Annotated in this window: 16 protein-coding genes and 2 pseudogenes; 9 read left to right on the forward strand and 9 right to left on the reverse strand. The window is 60.3% G+C overall.

The features are described from left to right. The first annotated feature begins 163 nt into the window (after nt 1-163). Nucleotides 164-1900 (forward strand): type I secretion system permease/ATPase, encoded by a 1737-nt coding sequence (locus BSK43_RS26480; RefSeq protein ID WP_077467765.1) that lies wholly within the window; start codon nt 164-166, stop codon nt 1898-1900. Beyond that, entirely contained in the window at nt 1897-3207 is a 1311-nt protein-coding gene (locus tag BSK43_RS26485) for an HlyD family type I secretion periplasmic adaptor subunit (protein ID WP_077467766.1), read from the forward strand. Before BSK43_RS26480 ends, BSK43_RS26485 begins: the two co-directional genes overlap by 4 nt. A 45-nt stretch (nt 3208-3252) precedes the next feature. Here BSK43_RS26485 and BSK43_RS26490 read toward each other — a convergent pair whose 3' ends face one another. Beyond that, entirely contained in the window at nt 3253-4692 is a 1440-nt protein-coding gene (locus tag BSK43_RS26490; protein WP_077467767.1) for a family 16 glycosylhydrolase, read from the reverse strand. A 211-nt stretch (nt 4693-4903) separates the two neighbouring features. Further along, nucleotides 4904-5899 carry an ABC transporter substrate-binding protein gene (locus tag BSK43_RS26495; protein WP_077467768.1) on the reverse strand — a complete coding sequence of 332 codons (996 nt, stop codon included), beginning with the start codon at nt 5897-5899 and terminating at the stop codon, nt 4904-4906. Nucleotides 5900-6308: 409 nt separating this feature from the next. On the opposite strand from BSK43_RS26495, the gene msuE reads away from it, so the two are divergent. From msuE to BSK43_RS26510, 4 genes are all read left to right on the forward strand, one after another. Beyond that, nucleotides 6309-6869, forward strand: coding sequence for an FMN reductase (gene msuE / locus BSK43_RS26500; RefSeq protein WP_077468257.1), 561 nt, complete (start codon nt 6309-6311; stop codon nt 6867-6869). Nucleotides 6870-6928: 59 nt separating this feature from the next. Beyond that, a complete protein-coding gene (locus BSK43_RS35225) occupies nt 6929-7099 on the forward strand; it encodes a hypothetical protein (protein ID WP_169055466.1) in 171 nt (56 codons plus the stop codon). A 64-nt stretch (nt 7100-7163) separates the two neighbouring features. After that, nucleotides 7164-7748 carry an alpha/beta hydrolase gene (locus BSK43_RS26505; RefSeq protein WP_077467770.1) on the forward strand — a complete coding sequence of 195 codons (585 nt, stop codon included), beginning with the start codon at nt 7164-7166 and terminating at the stop codon, nt 7746-7748. Nucleotides 7749-7865: 117 nt separating this feature from the next. Then, nucleotides 7866-8525, forward strand: coding sequence for a peroxiredoxin (locus BSK43_RS26510; protein WP_068393793.1), 660 nt, complete (start codon nt 7866-7868; stop codon nt 8523-8525). 65 nt (nt 8526-8590) lie between these two features. On the opposite strand, the gene BSK43_RS26515 is transcribed toward BSK43_RS26510, so the two are convergent. Beyond that, complete coding sequence (locus BSK43_RS26515; protein ID WP_077467771.1) at nt 8591-9493, reverse strand: LysR family transcriptional regulator; 903 nt, start codon at nt 9491-9493, stop codon at nt 8591-8593. Nucleotides 9494-9585: 92 nt separating this feature from the next. Here BSK43_RS26515 and BSK43_RS26520 point away from each other — a divergent pair, with 92 nt between their 5' ends. Then, the gene (locus tag BSK43_RS26520) at nt 9586-10620 is read left to right on the forward strand and encodes an aldo/keto reductase (RefSeq protein ID WP_077467772.1); all 1035 of its coding nucleotides are present in this window, start codon (nt 9586-9588) and stop codon (nt 10618-10620) included. A 77-nt stretch (nt 10621-10697) separates the two neighbouring features. On the opposite strand, the pseudogene BSK43_RS26525 reads toward BSK43_RS26520, so the two are convergent. Beyond that, nucleotides 10698-11728 (reverse strand): annotated as a pseudogene (locus BSK43_RS26525) (aldo/keto reductase). A 258-nt stretch (nt 11729-11986) separates the two neighbouring features. On the opposite strand from BSK43_RS26525, the gene recX reads away from it, so the two are divergent. Both recX and BSK43_RS26535 read left to right on the forward strand, forming a co-directional pair. Then, nucleotides 11987-12526 (forward strand): recombination regulator RecX, encoded by a 540-nt coding sequence (gene recX, locus BSK43_RS26530; protein ID WP_077467774.1) that lies wholly within the window; start codon nt 11987-11989, stop codon nt 12524-12526. Between the two features lie 101 nt (nt 12527-12627). Continuing rightward, entirely contained in the window at nt 12628-13203 is a 576-nt protein-coding gene (locus BSK43_RS26535; protein ID WP_077467775.1) for a DUF922 domain-containing protein, read from the forward strand. Between the two features lie 53 nt (nt 13204-13256). Here BSK43_RS26535 and BSK43_RS26540 read toward each other — a convergent pair whose 3' ends face one another. From BSK43_RS26540 to BSK43_RS26560, 5 genes and pseudogenes are all read right to left on the reverse strand, one after another. Then, complete coding sequence (locus BSK43_RS26540; protein WP_077467776.1) at nt 13257-13982, reverse strand: ribonuclease activity regulator RraA; 726 nt, start codon at nt 13980-13982, stop codon at nt 13257-13259. A gap of 18 nt (nt 13983-14000) precedes the next feature. Then, nucleotides 14001-15735, reverse strand: a pseudogene (araD, locus tag BSK43_RS26545) (L-arabinonate dehydratase). A gap of 55 nt (nt 15736-15790) precedes the next feature. Next, nucleotides 15791-16654 carry an ABC transporter permease gene (locus BSK43_RS26550; RefSeq protein ID WP_077467778.1) on the reverse strand — a complete coding sequence of 288 codons (864 nt, stop codon included), beginning with the start codon at nt 16652-16654 and terminating at the stop codon, nt 15791-15793. 4 nt (nt 16655-16658) lie between these two features. Next, on the reverse strand, nt 16659-17474 hold the full coding sequence (locus BSK43_RS26555) for an ABC transporter ATP-binding protein (RefSeq protein ID WP_077467779.1): 816 nt from the start codon (nt 17472-17474) through the stop codon (nt 16659-16661). 53 nt (nt 17475-17527) lie between these two features. After that, nucleotides 17528-18532 carry an ABC transporter substrate-binding protein gene (locus tag BSK43_RS26560; protein ID WP_077467780.1) on the reverse strand — a complete coding sequence of 335 codons (1005 nt, stop codon included), beginning with the start codon at nt 18530-18532 and terminating at the stop codon, nt 17528-17530. Nucleotides 18533-18557: the final 25 nt, after the last annotated feature.

Here is an 18557-nt window from a genome sequence, read left to right on the forward strand (position 1 = left end):
CTAAATTGCGTGGGATCGCCGAAGGTTAGGTGCAGGACGGAAACGGTGGAGAAAGCACCACCGATCGTCTTGCAGGTTCCAGGCGTCGAGCGGGAGGCGATGCTGACGAACGTCACGCAAACCCCTGCCGCATGCGACGGCCAATATTGAGGAACGAAGCGAGATGCTTGCCGTCCCGAAAGAACCGCCGCAGACATTCGTCTCGCTGATGCTGTCGTCGCTGCGCAAGGCCTTCTTCAGCATTGCGCTCGCAAGCGCCGCCATCAATGTGCTGGCACTGACCGGCTCCTTCTTCATGCTGCAGGTTTACGACCGGGTCATTCCGAGCCACAGCCTGCCGACGCTGTCGGGGCTCGTCATCATCGTGGCGACCCTCTTCCTTTTCCAGGGGGCACTGGAGCTGCTGCGCACCATGCTGCTTGCGCGCATCGGCATGTCTCTGGACGAGCGCTTGAACAGAAAGGTTTTCCGCTCGCTTCTGTTTCTGCCGACCCAGAAACAGACATCGGATGACGGGCTGCAGTCTGTCCGCGATCTCGAGCAGATCCGCACGTTTTTATCCGGCAGCGGCGCGACTGCGCTCTTCGATCTGCCCTGGGTGCCGTTCTATCTGATCCTCTGCTCGCTTTTCCATGTGTGGATCGGCGTCACCGCCCTGTCTGGCGCCGTTTTACTGGTCGGCATTACCCTGCTCGCGGAAATATTGTCGCGGCGGCCGGCGCTCGAGGCGGCCAAATCCTCAGCGCAGCGCCTTGGTTTTGCCCAGGCTGCTCGGCGAAACTGGGAGGCGGCGATCTCGATGGGTTTTGCCGGCCGGCTGACCGAGAAATGGGTCGCCATGAATGATGACTATCTGAAGCATCAGGCGGCCGCGGGCTCCATCGTCGGCGCGCTGACGATTACGGCAAAGATCGCGCGCATGATGCTTCAATCCGCAGTGCTGGCGGTCGGCGCAATCCTCGTCATCCGTCAGGAAGCGACGGGCGGCATCATCATCGCCAGCTCAATCCTGGTGACGCGGGCGCTGGCGCCCGTCGAGCTTGCAATCGGGCAATGGAAGGGTTTCATTGCGGCGCGTCAGGGCTGGGCGCGGCTTGCGAAACTCATCGATGTCGCACCCGTCGAGCAGCACGTGCTCACGCTGCCGGCACCAATGCAGGAGCTCAGCGTCGAGAACATCAGTGTGGCATCTCCCGGTGGCCGCGATCTCATCCTGCGCAATGTGTCGTTCAAGATATCGGCGGGAACGGTGCTGGGCGTCATCGGCCCGAGTGCATCGGGAAAATCGTCACTGGCACGCGCGATCACCGGCCTTTGGCCGGTTGCGATCGGCAGCGTCAGGCTCGACAAGGCAGCGCTGTCGCAATGGGATTCGGATGAACTCGGCCGGCATATCGGCTATCTGCCGCAGGATGTCGGTCTGCTCGAAGGGTCGATCGCGGATAATATTTCCCGCTTCGCCAGGGATATGGCGCCCGAACCAATCATAACGGCCGCCAGGGCTGCTGGCGTCTACGACATGATCGTCAAGCTCCCCGAAGGATTCGATACGGTGATCGGTGAAAGCGGCTCGCGGCTTTCGGCCGGCCAGAGGCAGCGCATCGCATTGGCGCGCGCACTTTATGGCGATCCGTTCCTGGTGGTGCTGGACGAGCCCAATTCCAACCTCGATGCGGAAGGAGAGGCGTGCCTGAGCGCGGCGCTGACTGGCGTGAGGGAGCGCGGCGGCATCGCCATCGTCATTGCCCACAGGCCGAGCGCACTTGCTGCTGCCGATACGGTGATGATCGTTGCCGGCGGCCAAGTGCAGGCATTCGGTCCGAAGAAGGAGATCCTTGGGTTGCCGCCCAAGCATGCGGGGTCAGCGGCACTCGCGATCGCCGGGGGAGAAGCACGATGAACGACAGGCCTTCGCCCTCAACCGAACGCGCCATACGCCGCCTGTCCCTTCTCATCGTGGCGGCAATATTGCTGCTGTTCGGCGTGATGGGCGGCCTTGCCGCCGCGACGAAGATTTCCGGTGCGGTGATTGCCTCCGGCAGCCTGGTTGTCGACAGCTATGTAAAGTCGGTGAAGCACCTCAAGGGCGGCATCGCAAAGACGATCTTCGTGAAGAATGGCGACCATGTCGACGCAGGTCAGGTGCTGGTGCGGCTCGACGACACGCAGACCAAGGCCAATCTTGCGATCATTCGCAAGCGCCTCAATGAACTCTCCGCCCGCACCGCGCGTCTGGTCGCCGAGCGTGACGGCAAGGATGACATCGCCTTTCCAGCCGATCTGCTTGGTGCCGCCAGTAACGAAGACGTCGAGGCCATTCTGGCCGGCGAGCGCCGCCTCTTTCAGGATCGGCAGACTTCACGCAACGGCCAGAAATCGCAGCTGCGCGAGCGAATTCAGCAACTGCAGCAGGAGATCGAGGGTCTTCTGGCACAGGAGCAGGGCAAGCGCAGCGAGATCGCGCTGATCGGCAAGGAGCTTGGCAGCCTTGAAGGGCTGCTCAGCCAGGGTATCATTTCGGCGACCAAGGTCTATTCGTTGCAAAGGGAGAGTGCTTCGCTGAACGGCGACCTCGGCAATGTCGTCTCGTCGATCGCCCAGACCCGTGGCAAGATCGCGGAAACCGAGCTGCAGATCCTCCAGATCGATGCCGATCAGAGTTCGCAGGTTTCCGATCAGCTGCGACAGGCGGAGAGTGATACGGGACAATATTCGGAACGTCTGGTTGCTGCGGAAGATGATTTGAAGCGGGTGGACATCAGGGCGCCGCAAGCGGGTGTCGTGGATCAATTAAGCATCCACGCCGAAGGAGCCGTGATTTCACCCGCCGAAGCGGTCATGCAGATCGTCCCCGACAAGGATGCGCTCGTGGCCGAGCTGAAACTTTCACCCCAGGATATCGATCAGATTTCTGTCGGGCAGCCGGTCTCGCTTCGATTTCCGGCCTTCAATCAGCGGATCACGCCAGAGCTGAACGGGCGTGTGGAAACAGTCTCTGCCGATCTGGCGACGGATCAGCGTTCAGGCCAGAGCTACTACATCGTGCGGGCGAGGATGCCGAAGCAGGAGTGGGATCGGTTGGGGGAACTGACGCCGCTGCCCGGCATGCCGGCAGAAGCCTTCATGCAAACAGGCCAGAGAAGCGTTCTGGCCTATCTGACGAAGCCGATGACCGATCAGATCCGGCGGGCATTCAAGGAGGATTAGGGTGCCTCTGCGAGGCACCCTAATTCTGGATCTGACGGCCGGACCTTAGATGTGCCAGTCCGATGTATGGGCTGTTTGAGCCGAGGAGGCGAGTTCTGACGCGTGGTCGTCCAGCGAATAGGCTTTGATGTAGTCGATCTTCATTTCCGACCCGTTTGGAAGCCCATTTGACGGCGTGCCTGCCACACCGCCGACGGCGAGATCGACAATCATGTACATTGGGCTGTGCATGTCGGCGGGCGTTGCGGCATGGGCGACGGCGACGTCGTCGAAATACCAGGTGATCTGATCTTTCTCCCAGAGCACGCCGTAATTGTGGAAGCCGTCCGTGCTTGGCACTTCGACTGGAATGGACGTCATCGTGTGTTCGCCGGTGGCGTTCGAATGGGCAGTCACGTTGACGGTGTTCGGATTCTGGCCGCGCATTTCCACGACATCGAGTTCCGGCGGCCAGGAGCCGTCCTCCGGCAGCAGCCAGAAGGCCGGCCAGACGCCCTGGTCATGCGGCATCTCCGCCCGCATTTCGAAATAGCCATAGGTCTGGGAGAAGGAGGAATAGGTCGTCAGAATGCCGGATGTATAGTCATGGCCCTCGACGATTGTCTTCAATGCGTCGGGCGTCGGTTTCGCCGTGATGGTCAGGATACCGTCGGAAGATATGGAAAACGGGTTTGCCGATGCGGTCGGCGCGTAGGACGGGTTAATGTACCATTGCAGCTCGTCGTTCAGGCTGCTGCCCTTGTCGGGCGCCCAGGAATACTTCGCATCCCAGGTGCCCTGTGTTCCCTCATGCAGGGAGAGCGAGTTGAAATCGTCCGAAAAGGTTTGCGTCAGCGAAGACCTGTCCAGCCCGAGCTGGAATTGATCCTCGTGCAGGTCGGCAACGGTCTTGTTGGCGAGAACCAGGCTTTCACCATTGCCGAGATCAAGACGGACATTCGCACCTTCCTGGCTGGAATGGCTGATGACTTGATCAAAGGACGTCAGGCCATACTGGTTGAGGCGCACCTTGTCATCATCGCTGAAGTCGGTGATGAGATCGCTGCCATTGCCCTTGGAGATGATGAAGGTATCGGCCCCGCCGCCGCCCGTCAACACATCGTTGCCGGCGCCGCCGTCGATGGTCTGGCTGCCGCTGCCGCCGGTGATGATGTTATCGGCATCGTTGCCATAGGCATGGCGGTTGTTGCCGGTCACTGTCAGGTTTTCGAAGTTTTCTGGGAGGGTATAGTCCATCCAGGTGTTGATGGTGTCGACACCTGCATTGGGGGCTTCGTAGGCGTGATTGAGGCTCGAATAGAGGTAGTAGATATCGTCGCCGGTGCCGCCCACCATGGTCACGTTGACGGAGCTGTCGCCCCACATGGAGTCATTGCCGCTGGTGCCGTAGAGCGTCGGGCCTGAACCGGTCGCGGAGAAGAACCCCGTCGAGGTGTCGCTATAGTAGAGTGGCTGGCCTAGGGCATTCAAAACTGAATTGGGCATCGCAAACCTCTTCCTTTGTGCCGGGCTGTCTCCTCCGCCGACTTAATATTTCTCTCCACTTATATGCGTTACATAGCGTGCTTTATTTTTCTGCCCACCCCCTGGAGCAAGTTTTTTCATCACACCATTCGAGAGGGGATTGGGGCGTGCGCAGGCACGGCGCGGGGGCTGACGACGCGATCGTTCATCGCGTCGCCAATGTTCGAGGTTTTTAAAGGGAAGCCTTTACCTTGGCGGCAATTTCTGGGCTCACCCATGTCGTCCAGATGTCTTCGTGGGTCTTCAGGAAATATTTGGCCGCGTCTTCGTTGGTGCCCTGGTTGTCCGTTTGCCAGGCAAGGAGGCTGTTCACCGTGTCGTTGGCCCATTTCCGCTTCTTCAGATAGTCCATCGCAACCCCGGCCTTTTCGGCGAATTTCTTGGTGACGACGGTGTAGACTTCCGAGACGGGATAGGAGTTGACCTTCGGATTGGCGCAGTCGATGACGGATGTGCAGGCATCCCATTCGGCCTTGTCGTGGGGTACGCCGAAGGAGAGGCGAACCATCGGGTACTTGCCGAGGATTGATGTCGGCGACCAATAGTAGCCAAGCCAGCCGGTCTTTCTCTCGAATGCGTTGGCGATCGTGCCGTCAAGGGCCGCGGCGGAGCCGGTCTCGACGATTTCGAAGCCCTTCTTCTCTCCATCGAGTGCCTTGAAGAGATTGCCGAGCGATGCCTGGCACTGCCAGCCGGGCGGGCAATTGTAGATGACGCCCTTTTTCGGGTCGTCCGACGCGGGGAAGAGTTCGGGATGTTCCAGGGCCTGTTGAACGGTCTTGATATCGGGATGTGCGTCGGCGAGGAATTTCGGAATCCACCAGCCGTCCTGGCCGCCTTCGGAGAGAATGCCGGCGGCGATGACCAAACGCCCTTCGGAGACGGCCTGATCCAGAGGCGTGCGGACTGCATTGATCCAAAGCTCGGGAGCGATGTCGGGCTGTCCCTTCTCGTTCATCGAGGTGAAGGTCGGCAAGGTATCGCCGGTGACGAGTTCTACCGAGCAGCCATAACCTTCCTGGAGGATGATCTTGTCGACATTTGCCGCGACGCCCGCCGACGCCCAGTTCATTTCGGCGATCGATACCGAGCCGCAATCGGCATGTGCGGCGCCGGCAAAGGTATAGAGTGCTGCGGCGAATAAGGCGGCAGCGATATGCTTCTTCATTTAAGACCTCCAGGTCCTGATGTTGCTGTTCTGGAAGGCTGCCACGGGCGAACCCAATGGACTGTCTCCATTCGCTTTTGCGATACCCGGATGCGTAAGGCTACGCCGGGTAAACCCGATCCACTATCGGGGTCGGGATGCGTGGGGACTACTGCCACATGTGCACCGGCATCATGTGTTGGACGGATGAAGTTTGCAGCTTTCCCACAGGAAATGACCTGTTGCGATTGGTTTCATCTGCATTTTGGGCCTGGTGAACGGAAGGGCGGCTGATTTCAAACGCCGCGACGCGGGAAAGAGATTTCTCGTTTTCGGTGCGTTCAGAGATCGCTATTTCTTTTAATCTACCATTTTTATGGACAATATTCGCATTATCGAAAACATGCCCGACGTTCTGAAAGGGATGAGAATGAGTGCGCCTAAACTGGTCGGCATTGCCGGCAGCTTCAACCGGCCATCGAAGACCTACGCACTGGTCCAGACCGTCGCCGATCTGGCGAGCGACCGATACGGGTTCTCAGCCAAGGTCCACGACCTGCACGATGTCGGCCCTTCGCTCGGCCTTGCGCTATCGCGCCAGGATCTTGACGATCGGGCGAAGCGCGTGATCGACGATATCGTCTCGTCGGACGCGCTGATCATCGGTTCGCCGACCTATAAGGGATCTTATCCGGGGCTCTTCAAGCATCTCATCGACCTTATCGATCCGCACGAGCTGCGCGCCAAGCCGATCATCATCACCGCTACCGGCGGCGGCGATCGCCACGCTTTGATGGTGGAACACCAGCTGCGGCCGCTCTTCGGTTTCTTCATGGCCCATACGCTGCCGACCGCGGTCTATGCCTCGGATCGCGATTTCACCAATTACAAAGTTTCCTCGGAGCCGCTCGCCAACCGGATCAACGAGGTTGTCGGCGAGCTCGCCGCCTTCTTTCCGCATCGGGCAGCGGCGCTGGTCGCTGCGGAATAGTGCCTGGAGAGATGCGGTCTGCGAGCATCGGGCCGGAATTCAACGTGATGGAGGGTTGCATGAGATCTAATATCATCAGTCGCCTGAAGACGATTTTCGGTTTCTTCCCGTTGGATGGAAAGAGGGACGTGTCCGTGCAAGCGGCGGTGCCGGTCTCTCACGACCGGGAGCCTTCAGCCCGCGATTATGAACTCTACTATTGGTGCTCCATGCCGGCGCCCTGGTATTGAAGGGGCTGCCTTTGGTTTCGTGTCGCGAGCTACGGTTCTCGCTTAAATCGGCGGCGGGGGTATCATGACCAGAGTGCTGATCGTGCCGGGATTGTTCGGGTCGGGCGAAGGCCATTGGCAGCGCCATTGGCTGCAGGACCAGCCTGACGCACGGCTTGTCGAGCAGGATGATTGGGATTTTCCCAATCTCGGCATTTGGAGGGAAAGGCTGGAAGCAGCGCTGGAAGAGGCAGGCGAAGCCTATATCGTCGCCCACAGCCTCGGTTGCCTGCTGACGGCCAGGTTGGCCGGTCGCCCGGCTGCGCGAAGGATCAAGGGTGCGCTTCTCGTCGCGCCTTGCGATATTCCCGCGACCGAGACGCTTCATCCGGGCCATCTTTCCTTCGGGACCATGCCGACGGAGACACTGCCTTTCCCGAGCATGACGATCGGCAGCCTGAACGACATCTATATGCGGCTGGATCGCCTCACAATGTTCGGGCGGCTGTGGAACTCCGATATCCGCAATATTGGCCTGGCCGGCCATATCAATGTCGCCAGCGGCTTTGGACGGTGGCCCAGCGGCTACGCTTTCCTCGAAATGGTGAAGGCGCGTGCCAGGCATCGCAGGCCGCACGGATTTTCGACAGCGATCGCCGCATCCGCCTGAAAGAGGGCTTTTCATGCGAGGCATTCGACGTCATTGTGCGGCCGACTTTTTTGACCGTGCTGTTTCTCGCCCAGCCTTCAAGGCATGCGGCGAGGCTCACATTTTGGAGGTACTATAATGAGTTTGCGTATCAACGATATTGCTCCTGATTTCACCGCTGAGACGACGCAGGGCGAGATCCAGTTCCATGACTGGATTGGCGGCGGCTGGGCCGTGCTGTTCTCTCACCCGAAGAACTTCACGCCCGTCTGCACCACCGAACTGGGGGCGATGGCAGGCCTGGAGCAGGAATTTGCCGGGCGCGGCGTCAAGGTTATCGGCATTTCCGTCGATCCGGTCGAAAGCCACAGCAAGTGGAAGAGCGACATCAAGACGGCAACCGGCTTCGAAGTCGAATATCCGCTGATCGGCGACAAGGATCTCAAGGTCGCCAAACTCTACGACATGCTGCCGGCAGGTGCCGGTGAAAGCTCGGAAGGGCGCACGCCCGCCGACAATGCCACCGTTCGCTCCGTCTTCGTCATCGGCCCGGACAAGAAGATCAAGTTGATCCTCACCTATCCGATGACGACAGGCCGCAACTTCGGCGAAATTCTCCGCGCCATCGACTCGATCCAACTGACGGCAAAGCACCAGGTGGCAACGCCGGCAAACTGGCAGCAGGGCGAAGACGTCATCATCACGGCTGCCGTTTCCAACGAGGATGCGATCACCCGCTTCGGCTCGTTCGACACGGTATTGCCCTATCTGCGCAAGACCCGTCAGCCGGCGGCTTGATCAGGAATAGATGGCTATTGCTTTCAAATTGAGCGATGCGGCTCCCAAGGGGCCGCATCGCGTTTTCATAGCCTGACATTGTCGCGCAGGAATTCCAGAAGCGCCCGCACCCGAGCCGGTAGCGGTCCGCCCTGGCCGATATAAACGGCGTAGAATTCTTCGACATCACCCGGATTGAACTCTTCCAGGATCGGAAGCAGCCGTCCAGCTTCGAGGTCGGCTTTGATGGTGAAGGTGGCAAGGCGCGCAATGCCGGCCCCCGCAAGCACGAGATGCCGCATGGCCTCGCCGTCACCCACCTGCAGGCCACGCAGGGCGGGAAGTCTCATCATTTCATTGCCGAGCCGCAGGGGCCAGCCTTCAATCGCCCGAGAATAAGAAAAGTCGATGCGGCTATGTTTTTTCAGCTCTTCCGGCGAGCGGGGGACGCCATGCCGCTGCAAATAGTCCGGTGATGCGACGATCATGCTGCGCGTCGTGCCGAGCTTGCGTGCGGTGAGGCTGGAACTCTTCAGCGGGCCGGCGCGGATTGCGACATCCGCCCGCTCTTCCATCAGATCCACGACACGATCGGTGTGAAAGACCTCAAGCGAGACATCCGGATAGAGCGCCATGAAGGCGGGAATGAGCGGGGCGAGCAAATGATTGCCGAAGGAACCGCTGGTGTTGATGCGGATATGCCCTGCTACTCGTTCACCTGTCGAAGCATGACGTTCCGCCTCGGCCATGTCGGCCAGAATTGCCACGCTGCGCTCATAGAAGCCGCACCCCTCGGGCGTCAGTTGCAGACGTCTCGTCGAGCGGTTGATGAGGCGCGTGCCGAGGCGTTTTTCCAGCCTTGCAACGAGTTTGCTGACGGCTGAGGGTGTCATGCGGCAGGCTGTGGCCGCGGCGGTGAAGCCACCGAGCTCCACGGCGCGGACGAAGACCTCCATCTCACCGGAGCGATTGATATCTTGACGGCTCATGATGAATTGAAATCACAAATCAGTTTCTTGTCGGCAATCTATATCAATGGCGCGGGAGCGTCTATCTATTGGGAAAGCAAAGGAGACAGACGATGGATTACAGAAATCTTGGTGCTTCCGGTTTGAGAGTGCCCGTGCTCAGCTTCGGAGCTGGAACGTTTGCCGGCAGCGGGCCGCTCTTTAGCGCCTGGGGCTCGACGGATGCGACGGAGGCGCGGCGCCTCGTCGATATCTGCCTCGAGGCCGGCGTCAATCTCTTCGATACGGCTGATGTCTATTCGGCCGGTGCCTCGGAAGAAGTCCTCGGCGAGGCGATCAAAGGCCGGCGCGATGCGGTGCTGATCTCGACCAAGACGGCTCTGCCGATGGGGGATGGACCGGCCGATTGGGGCACCTCGCGTTCCCGGTTGATCAAATCGGTCGATGCTGCCCTGCGCCGCCTCGGCACCGATTATATCGACCTGTTGCAGTTGCATGCTTTCGATGCCTCGACGCCGATCGAGGAGACGCTCTCGACGCTCGACAGCCTCGTGAAGGCGGGCAAGATCCGCTACATCGGCGCTTCGAACTTTGCTGGCTGGGAGCTGATGAAATCGCTCGCCATCTCCGACCAGCATTCCTATGCACGCCACGTCGCCCATCAGGTCTATTATTCGCTTGCTGGCCGGGATTATGAATGGGAATTGATGCCGCTTGGCGCTGATCAGAATGTCGGCGCCCTGGTCTGGAGCCCGCTTGCATGGGGCAGGCTAACGGGCAAGATCCGCCGTGGTCAGCCGCTGCCGGAGAAAAGCCGCCTGCACGAGACTGCTACCTTCGGTCCGCCGGTCGATGACGAAAAGCTGTTCGATATTGTCGAAGTGCTGGATGAGATTGCCGCCGAAACCGGCAAGAGCGTGCCGCAGATATCGATCAACTGGCTCTTGAGCCGCCCGACGGTATCGAGCGTCATCATCGGCGCGCGCAACGAGGAGCAGTTGCGGCAGAATCTCGGTGCAGTCGGCTGGATGCTTTCCAAGGAACAGATCGAAAAACTGGACCGGGTGAGCGCCGTGACCGCGCCCTATCCCTATTTTCCCTATCGGCGGCAGGAAGGGTTTGCCCGGCTCAATCCGCCGCTGGTCTGACCGGAGATTCTTGCGCCACTCCGATATCAGAGTGAAAAAACTGGCGGCGAAAAGCAATCTTCGCCGCCAAGTTCGTGTTACCGGCCACCCTCGATCTTGCGATGGCGTTGGTTCCTGCCGCCTTCGCCATAGGGGTAGGCCGCTGCCTGCGGTGCGCTGATGTCGTTCAGCCTGCCCATCTCCACTTCCGACAGTTTCAGTTCTGCCGAGCCGAGATTGTCGGCAAGCTGCTCGCGCGTACGGGCGCCGAGGATGACAGAGGTCACGGCTGGACGCGCCGCCGTCCAGGCAAGCGCCACCTGCGCCATGCTGACGTCACGTGCCCTAGCGATCTCTGCAACGGCATCGATGATCGCCCAGGTCCGCTCCTGTGCATTGCGGGCGGCATAGGATTCGTTGCCGCGATTTGGGTTCTCGCCGAGACGGGTGGCGCCGGTCGGCGTCTCGTCGCGCTTGTATTTGCCGGTCAGCCAGCCACCGCCGAGCGGCGACCACGGCAGAAGGCCCATGCCGGCATCCAGCACGCGTCGACGATCTCAAGTTCGATCTCGCGGGCGAGCAGATTATATTGCGGCTGCAGCGTCACCGGCCGCGTGTATCCGTGCGCCTTGGCGATCTCGGCGGCCTTGGCAATGTGCCAGCCGACATAGTTGGAGAAGCCGTAATAGCCGATCTTGCCGGCGCGTACGGCGTCGTCGAGAAAGCGCAGCGTCTCCTCGATCGGGGTCAGGGCATCCCAGGCATGCATCTGGTAGAGATCGATGTGATCGATGCCGAGTCGGCGCAGCGAGCCGTCCAGGGCTTGGCCCAGATGCCGGCGCGACAGACCGATATCGTTCGGGCCCTTGCCCATAGGAAAACGGCCCTTGGTGGCGACCACGGCTTGTCGAGCCTCGGTCGGACGTGCCTTCAGCCAGCGCCCGATGATCTCTTCCGATTTGCCGGCGCTATAGACGTCGGCGGTATCGATGAAATTGCCGCCCCAGACGAAATAATCGTCCAGCAGCTTGTGGGACGCGGCCTCGTCCGCTTCCGCGCCGAAGGTCATGGTGCCAAGGCAATAGGCGGTGACTACGGCCCCGCTTGGGCCGAGCTTGCGATAATCCATTTTTGTCTCCTCTGACGGAGCACCGATGCCCGATCGGCAACGCGGCCGGGAGAGCCGCAGGCTCCGTAATCCATAGCAATGTGATGCTTGAGACGGCCTCCACCGTCGATGGGGTTCGACGCTCGACATGTTACTGCCGAGGCCGCAGCGCCAACTTAACCAATCATCCCATGATAACCAAGGGCATTCATTGCCTGAACGGCATGGCTTGCGTAAAATTCTCCGTGATGATTCCTCTTTCGCCGAATGCCTTCTTTCATGGATGAAACACCGCCGACCAGCCGCATGCTCTCCTGGGCGCGCAACTCCACGATCTATCGTCTTGAACGCCGGATGATGACCGAGAAGCAGCTGTTCGATGCGATCGCCAAGAAAGCGAAGCAGAAGTTCGAGGATATCAGCGAAATCCAGATCAAGGCGCTAGCCGATTTTGCCATCAAGTTCGCCTATGAGCTGAAGGTGCTTGATGATGTCGCCTTTGCCGAGATCAGCACGCGTTCGGCGGTTCGCTCCGGCAAGTCGAAGAAAGCCATTGCCTTCAGGCTCGCCTCCAAAGGCATTGCCGGCGAGACGGTCGTCGCGGCAGTGGAGGAGGTCGATGATCTCCAATCCGCCGTCATCTTTGCCAGGAAGCGTGGTTTCGGGCCTTTTCGCCGTGGCGATCTCGACGAGAAGCGCAAGGCGAAGGAACTCTCCGCCTTTGCCCGCAACGGCTTCAGCTTCGCCATCGGCAAACGGGTTTTCGATATGGAGCGAGAGGACGCCGAAGAGTTGCTGTACTCTGCTTCGGCATTCTGACGCCTGACGCTCATTGAAATGGCGTGGGTCACCAGCTAGCTTGCCGCGCTTGAGCAGCGTGTACGGGGAAGTTTGTGAGATCAGCTATTCGATTGCCGGCGATGGCGCTATGCATCGCTTTTCTGCCGATGACTGCCTATGCCGATTGGCAGCCGATCGAGATTATCAAGACCTATGCGATTACCGGAACGTCCGGCGCCGAACTTTATGATTCGATCGGCGAGCGCGGTCCGCTGCTTGGTCCTAAGATAAGGGCGATCGCCCACACGGATTTCAAGCTCACCTGGACCCGCAAATACGAGCCGCAGCCGGATGGTGCCTGCACCATCACCACCAACATTCCCAAGGTGATCATCACCTACACCTTACCGAAACCCACCGGGCAGCTGCCTGCCTCGACCCGCAGAAGCTGGCAGAAATTCATCGCCGGCGTCGAGGCGCATGAGCGGGTGCATGGCGGATATATCAAGGACATGGTCAAGGAGATCGAGGCCATGAGCGTCGGTTTTTCCGTGCCCGACGATCCGAAATGCAGCAAGATCCGCGTGGAACTGACGAAGCGGCTCGGCGAGATTTCCAAAAAGGAGCGGCAGCGCAATGTCGACTTCGACAAGGTCGAATTCAGCGACGGCGGCAATCTCCAGCAGCTCGTTCTGAAACTGGTCAGGGAAGAATAGGCTGTGAGGAACGCAGCCGGCGGTGCGGCCGGCTGCGTTTGTTCGATGAGGGATTAGCGACCGTTCTTTTTCCGCCATTCGGCGAATTTCAGCTTCGGAGCGTCGCTGGTCGCCGGATAAAGGCCGATGATCGTGGCGCCGTTCAAGACCTCTTCGGTGACGAAGTCCTCATAGGCCGTCATCTCCACCGTCTCGTCGGCAATCTCGTCGGCGATATGGGCGGGAATGACGATAACGCCTTCATTGTCGCCGACCAGAACGTCGCCGGGGAAAACTGCGACATCGCCGCAGCCGATTGGGCCGTTGATCTCGATTGCCTGATGCAGCGTAAGGTTTGTCGGGGCGGACGGGCGGTGATGATAGGAGGGGATGTCGAGGGCGGCAATTTCCGGGCTGTCGCGGAAACCGCCATCGGTGACGACGCCTGCGACGCCACGCACCTGCAGCCTCGAGATCAGGATCGAGCCCGCCGAGGCTGCTCGCGCATCCTTGCGGCTATCCATGACCAGAATGAAACCGGGCGGGCATTGTTCGACGGCGGCGCGTTGCGGATGTTCCGGGTTGCGGAAGACTTCAAGCGTGTTCAGGTCCTCGCGCGCCGGAATATAGCGCAGCGTAAAGGCTTGGCCGACCATGTTCGCCTTCTTCGGCGAAAGCGGCCGGACATCCTGGATGAACTGGTTGCGCAGACCGCGCCTGAAGAGGGCGGTTGCGATCGTCGGCGTCGCGACACCCTTCAGCTTGTCGCGCGTCTCGTTGCTCAGCACGTAATTGCTCATGCGATGTATCCTCCGTGATCAGTAGATGTCGGGTTCGCCCGGCGTCGGGCCGAAGCTGGTTTCCAGAAAGTCGAAGTCGCAGCCGGTGTCGGCCTGCGCCACATGGCGCGAGAACATCCAGCCATAGCCGCGGCCGAATTTTTCCGCCGGCTTGACCCATGCGTCGCGGCGGCGCTGCAACTCGTCCTCATCGACAAGCATGTCGATGCGCCGCGCCTCCAGATCGAGACGAATGATATCGCCGTTGCGCAGAAGCGCCAGCGGGCCGCCGACGTAGGATTCAGGCGAGACATGCAGGATGCAGGCGCCGTAGCTGGTGCCGCTCATGCGGGCGTCGGAGAGGCGCAGCATGTCGCGATGACCCTGCTTCAGGAGCGCCTTGGGGATCGGCAGCATGCCCCATTCCGGCATGCCGGGGCCACCTTGCGGGCCGGCGCGCGCAGCACCATGACGTGATCGGGCGTGATGTCGAGATTTTCATCGTCCACTGCCGCCTTCATCTCTGGATAGGTGTCGAACACCAGCGCCGGTCCCTGATGCTTATGGAAGCGCGGATCGCAGGCGGCGGGTTTGATGACGGCGCCTGTCGGAGCGAGATTGCCCTTCAGCACCGCAAGCGAGCCCTCATGATAGACCGGATTGTCGAGCGAACGGATAACGTCGTCATTGTAGCATTTGGCACCCTCGAGCGTTTCGCCGAGGGTGAAGCCCGATACGGTGAGGGCCGACAGGTCGAGCTTGGAGGAAAGCTTCGACATCAGCGCGCGCAAGCCCCCGGCGTAATAGAAATCCTCCATCAGATAGGTCTTACCGGTCGGCCTGATATTGGCCAGTACCGGCGTGGTGCGGCCGGCCCTGTCGAGGTCGTCGAGCGAGAGATTGGTGCCGGCTCGCCGCGCCATGGCGATGAGGTGGACGACGGCATTGGTGGAACAGCCCGTCGCCATCGCGACAGCAACGGCATTGTTGACAGCGGCTTCCGTGACAATCTTGGAGGGAACGAGATCCTCCCACACCATCTCGACGATGCGGCGGCCGACGGCCGAGGACATTCGGATATGGTTGGCATCCGGTGCGGGGATAGAGCTGGCGCCGGGCAGGGTGAGGCCGAGTGCTTCGGCGATCGCCGTCATCGTGCTCGCCGTGCCCATGGTCATGCAGTGGCCGTAGGAGCGGGCGATGCCGGCCTCGACATCGACCCATTCCTTCTCCGAAATGGTGCCGGCGCGGCGTTCGTCCCAAAACTTCCAGGCGTCGGAGCCGGAGCCCAGATATTCGCCGCGATATTGCCGCGCAGCATCGGGCCGGCCGGCAGATAGATCATCGGCAGACCCATCGAAAGCGCGCCCATGACGAGGCCCGGCGTGGTCTTGTCGCAGCCGCCCATGAGCACGGCGCCGTCGACCGGATGCGAGCGCAGCAACTCCTCGGCCTCCATCGCCAGCATGTTGCGATAGAGCATGGTTGTCGGCTTCACATAGCTTTCCGATAGCGACAGGGCCGGCAGTTCCAGTGGGAAGCCGCCGGCCTGCAGGATGCCGCGCTTTACATCCTCGACGCGATGCTTGAAATGCGCGTGGCACGGATTGGCATCCGACCAGGTGTTGAGGATGGCGATAACGGGCTTGTCTGCCCATTCTTCGGGCGCATAGCCCATCTGCATGGTGCGCGAGCGATGGCCTGAGCTTCTGAGATCGTCCGGGGCGAACCATCTGGCGCTGCGCAGTTCCGAGGGCTTTTTCCTGCTGCTCATTATATTCCAGCCTTATATCCGAATGTTGGTGGAAGCGAGAAATCGATACGCCGCGTCATTCCTTCATGCCCCATTTTTGCAGGGTCCGACGCTCGATCGTCTGGAAGACCAGGTTTTCGACAATAAGCCCGATGACGATCACAGTCAGCAGGCCGGCGAAGACCGAGGGAATGTCGAGCAGATTGCGGTTTTCGAAGATAAACCAGCCAAGGCCGCCCTGGCCGGAGGAAACACCGAACACAAGCTCGGCGGCAATCAGCGTGCGCCAGGAAAAGGCCCAGCCGATTTTCAAGCCGGTGAGGATCGAGGGGAAGGCAGCGGGGATGAGAATACGGAAAACATAGGATAGTCCGGTCAGCCCATAATTGGCGCCGACCATGCGCAGGGTGCGAGAGACGCCGAGGAAGCCGGCATGGGTGTTGAGCGCGACAGCCCAAAGGACCGAATGTATGAGCACGAAGACGAGGCTTGCCGGACCGAGGCCGAACCAGATGAGGGCGAGCGGCAGCAGTGAAATCGCCGGCAGCGGATTGAACATCGCCGTCATGGTTTCCAGAAAATCGGTGCCTATGCGCGTGTTGATCGCGACGACCGTGAGGATAGCGGCAAGCACCGTTCCCGCCACGTAGCCCGTCACCAGCACCTTGAGTGTGGTCCAGATGCGTGCCGGCAGAACGCCGTCGGCGAAACGGTCATAGAGTGCCGTTAGGGTGTCGCTGAGTGTTGGGAACAGCAGTGGATTGTCGAGATGCCGGGCATAGGCCTCCCATATGATGGCGAGGGCGACGATCAGCAGGGATTTGCGGAACAGGCTCGATTGCCAGAGGAGTTCGAGCGTGCCGAGCTTCTGCTCGACAGCGGCGATATGGCCAGCGGTTTCGGCTGCCTGGGGAGCAAGGATGATCTGTGGTGCGCTCATGGTCTCACTCCCTGTGCCCCTGTTCGGCAAACAGCATGTGATGGATTTCCTGTTCCAGCTTTGCGGCGGCCGCGGCATCGTCACGGACCGATTCCACATCACGCACCTCGGCCTTGACGCGGCCAGGATGCGGCGACAGCAGCAGGATGCGGTTGGAGATCTTGATTGCCTCGGCGATCGAGTGGGTCACGAAGATGACGGTGAAACGGGTATCTTCCCAGAGCTGCAGCAATTCGTCCTGCATCTGGCGGCGGGTGAGCGCGTCGAGCGCGGCAAAGGGCTCGTCCATTAGGAGAATGTCGGGCTGCATCGCCATGCCTCGGGCAATAGCAACGCGCTGCTTCATGCCGCCGGAAAGCATATGCGGATAGGTGTCCACAGCGCGTGTCAGTTTCACCTTATCGATATAGTCGTGGGCAATGGCCTCCGCCTCTTTGCGCGGTAGGCGGCGCGCCGTCGTCAGCGGAAACATGACGTTTTCCAGCACAGTCTTCCATGGCAGCAGCTGGTCGAACTCCTGGAAGACCATCATGCGGTCGGCGCCGGGCTTCCTGATTGGCTGCCCCTTGATCTCGATGCGGCCTGTCGTAGGTGTCATGTAGCCGCCGATGGCCTTCAACAGCGTCGATTTCCCGCAGCCGGAAGGGCCGAGGAGGACGAAGCGGTCCGATTGGGCCACCGAAAAACTGACGTTTTCCGTCGCAGTGATGAGGAGGTTCGGCGTCTTGTAACGCAGCGTCACCTTCTCGACATTCAACAGCGGCTTGGCGATCGTCGTTTCTGTCATCGGCCTGTCGGCGGCAATATTTGCCTGAAGCATGAGGGCTCCTCCAAGAGATGGCTTGCAGGCGGCATTGATGCCGCCCGCGGGCGTCAGTTGCCGTTGAGATCGGCCGCTTCCGGCAGATAATAATCCGTCCAGGCCTTGGGCATCGTCTTCAACACGCCTGTCTTGTAGAGGTGGTCCGCGAACTTCATGGTGCCCTGCGGGTCCATGCGGAATTCCATCATGTGCGGCTCGTTGAGGATCGCCAGCAGGTCCTCGACGCTCGTTTTGTCGCCGCTGACGGTCTTGTAGGCCTCCACTGCCGATTTCGGATCCTTCTTGATGAAATCGATCGCTTCCGCCGTCGCCTCGCGCACTGCCTTGATGATCGTCGGATTTGCGCTCGCAAACTGTGTCGTGGTGAAGAAGGTGCCCTGGGTCAGCTCGCCACCGATGATGTCGCGGGAATCGATGACCTTGTGGACGCCGGCCTGCTTCAATTCCAGATACTGGAAAGGCGGAGCGGAAAAGTGGTTCTTGACCTCATGCGTCTGGTTGGCGAGCGCGGCCATGGCATCGGGATGGCCGAGCTGCACGGTATTGGGATCGAACTTGTGCACCTGGTCGTCGCCATACATCTGTGCGGCGGCCATTTGCAACAGGATCGCCTGCGTCGAAACGCCGACTGTCGGCACCGCGATCTTGTCGCCCGGCTGGATATCCTTCAGCGACTGAACCCGCGGATCGCGCGAGACCATGATGACCGGCTGGGCGGAATTGGTGACGATGCCCTTGACCTTGCCCCTGGTGCGATCCCAGAGCAGCAGCAGATTACCGGTGCCGGTGTTGACGATGTCGACATTGCCGGACAGTAGCGCATCGGTCTGCGCCCCGCCGCCGCTGAAGGTGCGCCATTCCACTGCAACACCGGGCAGACCATCGGCCGCCGCATGTTTCTCGATCAGCTTCTGCGTCTCCATGACGTGGCTGGCGAGATAAAGAATGCCCGGCTGGCGCGTGATCGAGATGTCGGTCTTCTCGGCGGCGCTGGCTGAAAAAGCACCGGCGACGATGATGCCAGCCGCGGTCAGACAGCGAAGAAATCCTCTCATTTATTCCTCCCCTTGGATCCAACCC

The sequence above is a fragment of the Rhizobium sp. P44RR-XXIV genome (genome assembly GCF_001999485.2).
GTDB lineage: Bacteria > Pseudomonadota > Alphaproteobacteria > Rhizobiales > Rhizobiaceae > Rhizobium.